This is a genomic window from Bacillus cereus group sp. MYBK14-1 (assembly GCF_051916885.1).
Classification (GTDB): Bacteria; Bacillota; Bacilli; order Bacillales; family Bacillaceae_G; genus Bacillus_A; species Bacillus_A cereus.
Map to the genome: position 1 here is coordinate 35,772 of NZ_JBQAHM010000022.1, position 12,022 is coordinate 47,793.

Below are 12,022 nucleotides of genomic sequence, written 5' to 3' on the forward strand. Positions count from 1 at the left end.
TCATTTTAGTAAACAATAAAGGTGAATATAGTTGTTTTCAGGAAGATAGGTGAACAAATATGTCCTTTATTGATGAAGAAAATTATCGTATGAAACGTGCAGGAAAAAAGAAGCACAAAGGTATAGTTCTTTCTAGTATAGCGGGAACAATTGTAGGAGCTTCTTTATTCGCGTTTGGAGCGCCTTTATTTTCAAATTCTGCTGATACGCTTCCGCAAGCTGAAGCAAGCGGAAGTAATATGGCCGAAACTCAAGGGATTAAACAGATTAGCTTTGTAGATGCTGTTGATCGTGCATCTGAAGCTGTTGTGGGTGTTATTAACATTCAACGAGATAACTTTTCAGAGGCAGATTCAGAGGCCGGTACAGGATCAGGAGTAATTTATAAAAAGACAGATGGTCAAGCTTATATTGTAACGAATAATCATGTTGTAGCTGGAGCGAATCGTATTGAAGTAAGTCTAAGTGACGGTAAGAAGGTTCCTGGAAAAGTATTAGGAACCGATGTAGTCACAGACTTAGCTGTATTAGAAATAGATGCAAAGCATGTGAAAAAAATAATTGAAATTGGCGATTCTAATACTGTTCGCAGAGGAGAGCCAGTTATTGCGATTGGAAACCCGCTTGGACTGCAATTTTCTGGAACAGTTACACAAGGTATTATTTCAGCTAATGAACGTATTGTCCCTGTAGATTTAGATCAAGATGGACATTATGATTGGCAAGTAGAAGTGTTACAAACAGATGCAGCGATTAATCCGGGGAATAGTGGCGGTGCGCTTGTAAATGCAGCAGGACAATTAATTGGTATTAATTCAATGAAAATTGCTGCAAAAGAAGTAGAAGGAATCGGCCTTGCTATTCCGGTGACTAGAGCTGTTCCGATTATGAATGAACTTGAGAAGTATGGAAAAGTAAGAAGACCATATGTTGGGATTGAACTTAGGTCATTAAATGAAATTCCAAACTATTATTGGTCAAAAACATTACATTTACCAGGTACTGTAACAGAGGGAGTTTGTATTTTGGATGTGAAAAGTCCTTCGCCAGGTGCGGATGCTGGTTTAAGAGAACATGATGTTATTGTGGCGGTAGATGGAAAACCGATTCGCGATATTATTGGATTCCGTACGGCCTTATATGATAAGGAAATTAATGATAAAATGACTCTTACGTTTTATCGTGGCACAAAAAGAGTAACAACAACAGTGAAATTAGGCATTCAAAAGTATTAAAAACAGGAGGGCCTACCTCCTGTTTTCTATTGTAGAAAAGTGAGGTGAAGAAAATGAATTTACCTTGTTGTTTAGAGCATGTTGAATTAGCGTTAGATATTATTGTGGATGAGTGTGAAGTTGCGCCAGTTATCAACAATGTGGATAACTCGGAAAAAGAGAAAAAAACATGTGAATTTTGTCAAAATGAGGCGACATATGTTGTATCGAACACAGATTCTCACACAATATGTGGGTAGTATTTGTGGATATGTGGATAAGTTTTGTGGATAACATGTTTGTAAGGTGGAGGATACGTGTGAATATCTCGATTATTTCAATTGGGAAATTAAAAGAAAAATATTTGAAACAAGGTATAGCAGAATACTTAAAACGATTATCTGCATACGCAAAAGTAGAAGTAATTGAATTGCCTGATGAAAAGGCGCCAGAAAATTTAAGTGAAGCAGAAATGTTAATTGTAAAGGAAAAAGAAGGTATACGTATACTGGATAAAATTTCTGATGACACACATGTGATTGCATTAGCTATAGAAGGAAAGCAAAAGTCATCAGAAGAATTCGCGATAAGTCTAGATCGCCTTGCTACATACGGAAAGAGTAAAGTCGCATTTGTAATTGGTGGATCACTTGGACTAAGCTCAGAAGTGATGAAGCGTTCAAATGAATCACTTTCTTTTTCAAAGATGACATTACCACACCAATTAATGCGATTAGTGTTGCTTGAGCAAGTGTATAGAGCGTTTCGGATTAATCGTGGGGAACCGTATCATAAGTAATGTATTCTATATAAAACACTGATATTATCATATTTATTTTATTATGCCTATAACTGGAGGCTATGTGAATGGTAAGTGATCAGACGAGATATTCTAGGCTCGCGAATATAACAAAAATAATAAATACGAAATTAGAACTACGTGACGTATTGCAGCGTGTGACAATGGCGATATCAGAGGAGATTGTTAGGTGCGACGCTGTTGGAATTTATTTACCCCAGGAAGATGGAACATTTAGAGGGTTTGCAGGAAAACCAGAGACTATAAATGGTGTAACGCTCGATACTCAAGTAATTGATCCTGAAATAGACTTACTGGCAAAAGAAGTTATTGAAACGAAAAGAACCATCTATATTCCTGATACCTCAAAGGATCATCGACCAGATCCGAGACCGGTTAATGCATTCAAAATTAAGTCCTTATTAGCTCTGCCTATCTCATTTGGGCAAGAGTTATTTGGTCTGGTTTTTTTATTTGATTATGGAATTCCGATGAACTTAACAGATTCAGAAATTCAAAGTGTTGAAGCTTATGTAAATATGGCTGCGGTTGCAATTCAAAACGCAAATAATTTAAAACAAAAGGAAAACCTTATTGCTGAGAAACAACTGTTACTAAATGTTACACGTGATTTATCGATGTGTTCCTCGATACAGGAGAGTTTTGATAAATGCTTTTTTTACCTAGAACAGATTTTAGAGAGTAAAAATATGACTGCTCATCTTCTAGATCCGCTAGACAAAACAACAATTAAAACAACGAAATTAAGTAAGGACTGTCATTGGACAGAAGCGGATTGGACAGAGAAAAGCTATGAAGCCAAGATCCAAGAGGTTATTCAAACAAAAAATATAGATAGTAAGGGTCTATTGATGATTCCATTGGTTTCAATGGGAGAAGTATTAGGGGTAATCATCGTTGGCAAAGAAGGAAAAGCTCACAATTATGATGATTCCCAACTTCAACTAGCAAAATCTATCGTTGATGCCACAGCCCCTACGTTTTCGAATTTGTTGTATATGGATCAACTAGAGAGCATAGTGGAAGAGCGAACGAGAGAGCTAGCTGCTGCTAATGAAAAAGTTACAAGTGTGATTGAATGTATTACGGATGGATTTTTTATTTTAAATAATAAATGGGAATTTACGTACGTAAATAAGCACCAATATTTTCCGAAAAGAAAAACAGCAAAAGATGTATTAGGAAAGAATATATGGAATGTTTTCCCGAGTGAAATTGAAACAGTTATGTATAAGGAATTTCATCGTGCGATGTCAGAGCGAACTACAGTTCATTTCGAATTTCTTTCTACTGCAGATGAATATTGGCACGAAGTTATTGCATACCCATATGATGATGGTATTTGTTGTATTTTTAAAAACATAACGGAAAAAAAGAAATATGAACAGGAATTGAAAAGATTATCCAATATAGATTTAATAGGGCAAATGGCAGCAGGTATCAGCCATGAAATTAGAAATCCAATGACAACAGTACTGGGATTTTTACAGTTATTAAAAGAAGAGAATACCTATGAGAAACATAATAAGTACTTTCATTTAATGATTGAAGAACTTAACCGTGCCAATTCTATTATTACTGAATTTCTCTCAATGGGTAATACAAGGAAATTGGATTTGCAGATGTTAGATTTAAATTCAATTATCCGCGATATTATTCCTTTAATAAAGATTGATACGTACAATCAAAATAAATATATTCAAGTCGATACAAATGACATTCCAGAATTACTTTTAAATCGTAATGAGATACGGCAATTATTAATGAATCTATATCGTAATGGCTTAGAAGCGATGAATACAGGGAAAGTTCTAACCATTAGCACTTACAAGGAAGGTCAAAATTGTGTGGTGCTTGCAGTGCGGGATCAAGGAAAAGGTATCAGGCCTGAAGTATTAGAGAAACTGGGTACGCCGTTTTACACGACCAAAGATAATGGAACTGGATTGGGGTTAGGTGTATGTTATGCCATTGCTGCCCGCCATAATGCAAAAATAGAAATTCAAACAGGATCGGAAGGCACTACCTTTTTTGTTAAATTTAATTATGAAAATAATAAAAAATAACCTTATTTAGAATAGTTACGATGAGCCGTATCATAAATAAATTTATTCTTTGTATATAAAAGGATAAAAAGACCATTGGACAAAAATTACCGATGGTCTTTTAAATATTATTAGATGGTGTGTAGATTTCCTAAAATAAGTATGTTTCTATTTCCATAAAAATATGCTGTAATATGAAGAGGAAAAAGTATAAGTAGTTAGAGAAGTGAGGAATTAAAGGTGAAGAAGTTTAAGAAGTTTTACTTGGAGATTACGAGTGTATGTAATCTTGCGTGTAGCTTTTGTCCGCCGACGGAAAGGCAGAAGCAATTCATTTCTGTGGAGGATTTTGCTAAAAGATTAGACCAAATTAAACCTCACACAGACTACATTTATTTGCACGTGAAGGGTGAGCCGTTGCTCCATCCGAAAATAGATCAACTATTAGACTTAAGTCATGAAAAAGGATTTAAAGTTAATATTACAACGAACGGAACGTTAATTAATAAGAGAAGACATAGGCTGTTAAATAAGCCTGCGTTAAGACAAATGAATTTTTCACTGCATAGTTTTGATGGACATCCAGGTTCGCAAGATAAAGAGGGCTATGTAAGGAGTATACTTTCCTTCATTAGGGAAGCGACAAGTCAATCAGATTTAATTGTATCGTTAAGGTTATGGAATTTAACTCAGGATAATAAAACAAATGCTGAAATCCAGAAAAATAGAGAGTTATTATCTATAATTGAAAATGAATTTGATCTAGCTTATCAAATTGAAGAGAAGCTTACACCAGGAAAAGGTATAAAAATTGCAGAACGTGTCTTTATTAATCAAGACTATGAATTCCAGTGGCCAGCATTACATGAGGAAGAGGATGATGGGAAAGGATTCTGTCATGGACTTCGTAATCAAGCGGGTATTTTAGCGGATGGAACAGTTATTCCTTGTTGTTTAGATGGTGAAGGGATTATTAACCTTGGGAATATTAATAATGATTCATTTTCTAACATTATTGAAGGTGAAAGGGCAACAAACATTGTCGATGGATTTTCGAAAAGAGTTGCGGTTGAAGAACTTTGCAGGAAATGTGGATATCGCAAACGTTTTGGGAAGTAAATATGAAATAAGCCCTCATTAAAGCGAGGGCTTATTTTTTTATTCTTGATAAGAATGCTCTAATTCATCAATTAATGAACCAACGTAAGAAACAGCTTTACGGATTGCATCTGGTTTTGACATATCTACTCCGGCATGTTTCATTAGTTCAAGTGGTTTCATTGTACCACCAGCACGAAGCACATCTAACCAGCGATCAATAGCAGGTTGTCCTTCCTCTTTAATCATTTGAGCTACTGCAGTGGATGCAGTGAGGCCTGCGGAATATGTATAAGCATATAGACCCATATAATAATGAGGCTGACGCATCCAAGTTAAGCCCGCACCTTCATCGATTTCTACAGAATCTCCCCAGAATGTCGAAAGGACATTTGTTTTAATTTCAGTTAAAGTTGTAGCTGTAAGGGCCTGTCCTTTTTCTGCTAGAGCATATACTCTACGTTGATATTCACCCTCAAGTAAATGAGTAACAAAGTTGTGATAATATGTGCCAAGTAGTTGTAGAATGACCCATCTGCGCATTCTCTTATCGTCAGTAGTCGCTAGTAAATGCTGAGCTAATAGTAATTCATTCATGGTTGATGGTGCTTCAACAAAGTACATAGATGGGCGTACGTTCATGATACGTTGGTTTTTATTTGCTAAATAGAAATGACCAGCATGTCCAAATTCATGTGCTAATGTAAAGCATCCACGCATCGTATTTTGCCATGTAATTAAAATATAGGGATGAGAGCCGTATGGACTTGAGCAAAATGCCCCTGTTGATTTGCCTACGTTATCTGCAAGATCTACCCATCTTTCTTTGAATCCTTTTTGGATTATGGAACTATATTCATCGCCTAATACTTTTAAAGAATCTTGAATGAGCGTGCCTGCTTCTTCATAAGTAATCGCCGGATTAAATTCGGGATCTAAAGGTGCATGTAAGTCGCAGAAAAGCATTTGATCGAGTCCTAATACTCTCTTTTTTAAATCTGCAAAACGGCGCATATGAGGTGCTAGTTCTTTATAAATAATATCAAGTTGGTTGTTATACATTTCAAGTGGAACCTTTTGTGGTTCTAATAGCATATGAGTAACGGATTCATATTTACGTAAACGAGAAAGTGTTACTTGTTTTTTTACTTCAGTAGCATATGTTGTGGCAATTGTATTTTTATATCGTTTTAGTGTGGAAACAAATGATGAATATGCTTTTCGACGTATATATGTGCTTGGAGAAAATTCATATTTGCTTTCAAATAATGAGAATGAAACAGGAAGTTCGTTTCCTTGTTCGTCTTGTATAGAAGTGAAATCCATATCGGCCAATTTAGTCATGCCGTAAATTTTGTATGGAGAACTATGAACTTCGCCAAGTGCAGCAAGTGCTTCTTCTGTTTCAGGAGAGAGTGTGTGCTGTCTTTTTTGTAGTATCTCTAGTAAAGATTTACGGAAAGGTTCGAGTTTTGTTTCTTCAGTTAAACATCTTTCAATTGTTCCTTCGTCGAATGAGAGGATTTCATTATGAATAAAGGATAGTGCAGTATGTACTTTCGTCCATAAAGCAGAAATTTTGGAAGAGTTCGCTTGAATACTTGGATTTGTACGATCAGTAGCTTCTTTTAAATTTGCATATGAGTACAGTTTTGTTAACGTCATTAAAAGCTCTTCTTCTAAAAGTAGGCAATTTAATAAAGTGTGGGAGCTAGTATGTAAATGCCCTTTAAATGAATCAAGTTTCTGTATATCATTTTCCAATGCGTTTAATGCAGTATGCCATTCGACATCAGAATTATACAAATCGGATAAATCCCATGTTAGTTCAGCGGGTACCTCTGCGCGATTAAGGCGATTTTCTATTACATTTTTCAAGTCGTATCTCCCCCTTATTAAGACTATCTAAACACATAATACTAGAAAATTCAGTTAAATTAAAATGTTTTACATTTTCATATACAAAAAAGAAGGACAAGCATGAAAATGCTTGTCCTTCGAGTTAATTTAAGAATTAATATACTTTGTCACCATTGAAAATCGAGTTTTTCACGACAACATAATCTACAGTACGAATAGCGTCTAATTTTGTTCCGCCAGCGTAAGAGATAGAAGATTGAAGATCTTGTTCCATTTCGATTAACGTATCTTCTAAAGAACCTTTATGCTCAACGAACATTTTCTTACCTTCAACGTTTTTCTTCTCACCCTTTTGGAATTCAGAAGCAGAACCGAAGTATTCTTTATAAAGTTTTCCATCTCTTTCAATTGTTTCCCCTGGAGACTCTTCGTGACCAGCGAATAGAGAACCGATCATGACCATAGTTGCCCCAAAGCGAATAGATTTAGCTACGTCGCCGTGTGTACGAATACCACCATCAGCGATAATTGGCTTACTTGCAGCTTTTGCACACCAGCGAAGTGCAGCTAGCTGCCAACCACCAGTTCCGAAGCCTGTTTTAATTTTAGTAATACAAACTTTACCAGGTCCAATACCAACTTTTGTTGCATCGGCACCAGCATTTTCTAATTCTCTTACCGCTTCTGGAGTTCCAACGTTTCCAGCAATAACGAAGCTCTCTGGTAAATGTTTTTTAATATGTTGAATCATGTTAATCACAGCATTAGAATGACCGTGTGCGATATCAATCGTGATATATTCAGGTGTAAGTTGCTCAGCAGCTAATTGTTGTACGAATTCATATTCGTCCTCTTTTACACCAACGCTGATAGAAGCGATTAATCCACGTGATTGCATATCTCTAATGAATGAGATTCGTTTCTCTGGTTGGAAACGATGCATGATATAAAAGTAGTTGTTCTCAGCTAAATAAGTTGCAATTCTTTCATCAATAATCGTTTGCATATTTGCAGGCACGACAGGTAATTTAAATTTATGTTTTCCTAAAGTGACAGTTGTATCACATTCAGAGCGGCTATTTACAATACATTTTGCAGGAATTAATTGAATATCTTCATAGTCGAATACGTTTTCCATCATTTACACCCCTAAAATACGAATATTTTATTTTTATTAATCAAAAATGTTCGTCCATAGGATAATTTACATTATTTTTATTAAGAAGTCAAAGGATTTCTTAACATTTTTTGAAAAAATAGATTTTATACCTGAAAAACAACGTTAAAAACGAATTTAAAACGTTTTTTAAATTATATTGTTCGTTTATAGGAAGGGTTGAAAAATTAAGATAATTATAGAAGGTTGTATGTATTCTTTTTATTTTTTTGATTGGATGTAGGATACTATAAAAAGGTTAATGCTAACAATACGAGCAAAAGATGTTATCAAGTAGTTGAACAATATATGAAATGAAAAGGTTTATTTCTATATAAAAAGATGAATCTGGCATGATTCACCTTTTATGTGAGGTTTCAAGTATAATAAGTAGGGTGATAGTAACGTATACAAAAGATAAAAAAGAAAATAATACAGAATAAAATGAGGTTAATATATGAGCAAAAAAAGTTTTTCTGATTATAAATTAAGTAAGGAAATTGTAAGGGCACTTACTGGGTTAGGGTATGATCATCCAACAGAAGTACAAGGTGAGGTTATTCCAGTTGCATTACAAAAGAAGGATCTTGTTGTGAAGTCCCAGACTGGAAGTGGAAAAACAGCTTCATTTGGTATTCCACTTTGTGAAATGGTGGAGTGGGAAGAGAATAAACCACAAGCATTAGTTTTAACACCAACGAGAGAGCTTGCGGTACAGGTAAAAGAAGATATTACAAATATAGGTCGATTCAAAAGGATTAAGGCTGCGGCAGTTTATGGGAAATCTCCATTTGCACGTCAAAAATTAGAATTAAAGCAAAAGACACATATTGTAGTTGGGACTCCTGGTCGTGTGTTGGATCATATTGAGAAGGGTACCCTTTCTTTAGAGTGTTTGAAGTATTTAGTTATTGATGAAGCAGATGAGATGCTAAATATGGGCTTTATCGATCAAGTAGAGGCAATTATTGATGAATTACCTACAAAAAGAATGACGATGTTATTTTCAGCAACACTTCCAGAAGATGTTGAGAAATTGTCTCGTACATATATGAATTCACCAACTCATATTGAAATTAAAGCGGCTGGGATTACGACGGATAAAATTGAACATACTCTTTTTGAGGTGATAGAAGACGAGAAGCTTTCACTACTTAAAGATGTAACAACGATTGAGAATCCTGATAGCTGTATTATTTTTTGCCGTACACAAGAAAATGTAGATCATGTATATAGACAATTAAAACGAGCTAACTATCCCTGTGACAAAATACATGGTGGTATGGTACAAGAAGATCGTTTTGAAGTCATGGATGATTTTAGAAAAGGAAAATTCCGCTATTTAGTAGCAACAGATGTAGCTGCGAGAGGAATTGATATTGATAATATTACACATGTTATTAATTATGATATTCCACTTGAAAAAGAAAGCTATGTACATCGTACTGGAAGAACGGGACGAGCTGGAAATAGTGGAAAAGCTATTACATTTATAACACCATATGAAAATAGATTTTTAGAAGAGATTGAGGAGTATATTGGATTTGAAATTCCAAAGGCAATTGGACCTTCAAAAGAAGAAGTTATGAAAGAGAAAGCTGCATTTGAAGAAAAGATACATGCTAAACCAATTATAAAGAAAGATAAAAATGCAGACATCAACAAAGGCATTATGAAGCTGTACTTTAATGGCGGGAAGAAAAAGAAAATTAGGGCGGTAGATTTCGTCGGTACAATTGCTAAAATTAAAGGTGTTACAGCAGAAGATATAGGTATTATTACGATACAAGATAATGTTTCTTATGTTGAAATATTAAATGGAAAAGGACCACTCGTCTTGAAAGTCATGAAGACTACAACGATTAAAGGGAAACAACTAAAAGTTCATGAAGCAATTAAGTAAATAAAAAACTATCCACTTTAATAGGTGGATAGTTTTTTATTTATGATTCTTTTAAATCATCCACTAGTTGCTCCGCTAAACGTCTATACATATTACTCATAGTCACGAAGGATGTTAGTAGTAGAAATTTTTCTAGCTTTGTATCTTCTAAGGAAGAAATCTCATTTACTTCTGTAACACGGTTATTTACGTCTTGTTTAAAGCTTTCGACATTGCTTTCAGTAAGAGCAAGATAATTTTTGTATAACGTATTTAATTCGAATGAATCATCATTTAATAAGGAGTCATTTATAGTTTCTAATGAACTTTTTATGTCGTTAATGGAGAGAGCTCCCTTTAATTGATAAATTAGGCTAATTAAAATCATATGCTCTTTTGAATACTTTTTATTTTTGATGGGGATGAATAGTTTTCCTTTTGCGTAATTATTAATCATGGTTTTGGTTAATACTTTTTCATCATCAGTTCTCGTTGTATCTGCATAAGTATTCTCAAATAGTTGAACAACTTGATCTACATATAAGTCAACATTTGGAATATCCTCAAGTTTAATGTTTTTTTCTAAATGCAATGTCTCAAGTAATTCATTTATATTTTCCACGTAGAATCCCTCACTTTTATAACTTAGTGGAACTTAATGTTTAATATATCTTTAAATATGGTATTACGAAACAAATGAATTGTAAATGTTGACCTTAAAAAGAAATGTGTATATAATTACATGTAGTTATCAAAACTACATGTAATTATATGAGGAGTGTTATTATGAATGCTTATGTAAGGGAACCGGTTAATGCATTTACTCACTTAGGTGGAGCAATATTATCATTTATTGCCTTATTAGCTATGCTTGTGAAAGTTTCTATCAAGATGCCATCATTTGCTGCAATTACAGCTGTTATTTTGTTTGGTATTGGAATGATGGTCCTTTATACGGCGTCAGCTGTGTATCATAGTGTTGTGGCCAATGAACGTGTTATTTACTTCTTTAGGAAGCTAGATCATTCTATGATTTTTATATTAATTGCAGGTACATATGCACCCTTTTGCTTAATTACATTAAATTCAGCAAGTGGTTTACTATTATTTTGTTTAGTCTATGCAACTGCGATTTGTGGCATTGTATTTAAAATGTTTTGGTTTAATTGTCCAAGATGGTTATCGACAGCAATTTATATTACGATGGGTTGGTTAATTGTGTTATTCTTTGCACCGTTAGCTGAGAATTTAAGTACAGGAGGCATTATTTTCTTAGTACTTGGGGGCATTTTTTATACAATTGGTGGATTTATTTATGGAACAAAGCCAAAATGGTTAGAGTTTAAATATATGGGGCATCATGAAATTTTTCATGTTTTTGTATTATTAGGTAGTCTTGCGCATTTTCTAAGTGTATATTGTTATGTAATTTAATAAAAAAACGCCACATAATAAAAATTATGTGGCGTTTTTTTATTACCTGATTAGAATCGTATATGTTATAAATTTATTATGGGATAAAATGTAAGTTTCTGTGTTCGCATGTTAAACATAGGATAAGAAATATGTGATATACTTTGAGAAGTTTATAATGAATGAAATATGGAGGACTATAATTATGGCAATACTTGTAACAGGTGGAGCAGGATATATTGGTAGTCATACATGTGTAGAATTACTAAATAGCGGTTACGAAGTTATAGTAGTGGATAATCTTTCGAATAGCTCGGTAGAATCTATAAATCGAGTGAAAGAAATAACAGGAAAACAATTTAAGTTTTATAAAGAAGATGTTTTAAATCGCGAAGCGCTTGACGCAATTTTTGAAGAAAATGCAATTGAAGCAGTTATTCACTTTGCAGGATTTAAAGCTGTAGGGGAGTCAGTAGCGATTCCATTAACATATTATCATAACAACATTACAAGCACGTTAGTGCTATGTGAAGT

General features: G+C 34.2%; 11 protein-coding genes. 8 read left to right on the top strand and 3 right to left on the bottom strand.

The genetic code is table 11. From position 1 onward, the window contains the following. Positions 1–59 precede the first annotated feature (59 nt). The 5 genes from ACTFR3_RS28320 to ACTFR3_RS28340 all read left to right on the top strand — a co-directional run bounded on the left by ACTFR3_RS28320 (position 60) and on the right by ACTFR3_RS28340 (position 5,198). Positions 60–1,235: a S1C family serine protease gene (locus ACTFR3_RS28320; protein WP_000008033.1), complete on the top strand. Its 1,176-nt coding sequence runs from the start codon at positions 60–62 to the stop codon at positions 1,233–1,235. 53 nt (positions 1,236–1,288) lie between these two features. Further along, positions 1,289–1,474, top strand: coding sequence for a CxxH/CxxC protein (locus ACTFR3_RS28325; RefSeq protein WP_001052827.1), 186 nt, complete (start codon positions 1,289–1,291; stop codon positions 1,472–1,474). Between the two features lie 59 nt (positions 1,475–1,533). Then, positions 1,534–2,013 carry a 23S rRNA (pseudouridine(1915)-N(3))-methyltransferase RlmH gene (rlmH, locus tag ACTFR3_RS28330; RefSeq protein WP_001027000.1) on the top strand — a complete coding sequence of 160 codons (480 nt, stop codon included), beginning with the start codon at positions 1,534–1,536 and terminating at the stop codon, positions 2,011–2,013. Positions 2,014–2,081: 68 nt separating this feature from the next. Next, positions 2,082–4,100: a GAF domain-containing sensor histidine kinase gene (locus ACTFR3_RS28335; RefSeq protein WP_047792071.1), complete on the top strand. Its 2,019-nt coding sequence runs from the start codon at positions 2,082–2,084 to the stop codon at positions 4,098–4,100. A 219-nt stretch (positions 4,101–4,319) separates the two neighbouring features. After that, positions 4,320–5,198 carry a radical SAM/SPASM domain-containing protein gene (locus tag ACTFR3_RS28340; protein ID WP_440045077.1) on the top strand — a complete coding sequence of 293 codons (879 nt, stop codon included), beginning with the start codon at positions 4,320–4,322 and terminating at the stop codon, positions 5,196–5,198. Between the two features lie 39 nt (positions 5,199–5,237). Here the strand turns inward: ACTFR3_RS28340 and pepF are convergent, their stop codons facing one another. Then, positions 5,238–7,055, bottom strand: coding sequence for an oligoendopeptidase F (pepF, locus tag ACTFR3_RS28345; protein WP_000800006.1), 1,818 nt, complete (start codon positions 7,053–7,055; stop codon positions 5,238–5,240). Between the two features lie 136 nt (positions 7,056–7,191). Further along, positions 7,192–8,175, bottom strand: coding sequence for a GMP reductase (gene guaC, locus ACTFR3_RS28350; RefSeq protein WP_000432447.1), 984 nt, complete (start codon positions 8,173–8,175; stop codon positions 7,192–7,194). A gap of 475 nt (positions 8,176–8,650) precedes the next feature. Here guaC and dbpA point away from each other — a divergent pair, with 475 nt between their 5' ends. Beyond that, positions 8,651–10,096, top strand: coding sequence for an ATP-dependent RNA helicase DbpA (gene dbpA, locus ACTFR3_RS28355; protein ID WP_000039350.1), 1,446 nt, complete (start codon positions 8,651–8,653; stop codon positions 10,094–10,096). A gap of 40 nt (positions 10,097–10,136) precedes the next feature. On the opposite strand, the gene ACTFR3_RS28360 is transcribed toward dbpA, so the two are convergent. Next, positions 10,137–10,697 carry a DUF1836 domain-containing protein gene (locus ACTFR3_RS28360; protein WP_000427879.1) on the bottom strand — a complete coding sequence of 187 codons (561 nt, stop codon included), beginning with the start codon at positions 10,695–10,697 and terminating at the stop codon, positions 10,137–10,139. 164 nt (positions 10,698–10,861) lie between these two features. Here ACTFR3_RS28360 and trhA point away from each other — a divergent pair, with 164 nt between their 5' ends. Further along, positions 10,862–11,509, top strand: coding sequence for a PAQR family membrane homeostasis protein TrhA (trhA, locus tag ACTFR3_RS28365; RefSeq protein WP_000995363.1), 648 nt, complete (start codon positions 10,862–10,864; stop codon positions 11,507–11,509). 184 nt (positions 11,510–11,693) lie between these two features. Further along, positions 11,694–12,022, top strand: a 329-nt coding sequence (locus ACTFR3_RS28370) for an SDR family NAD(P)-dependent oxidoreductase (protein ID WP_440045078.1), incomplete at its 3' end; no start/stop codon positions are given.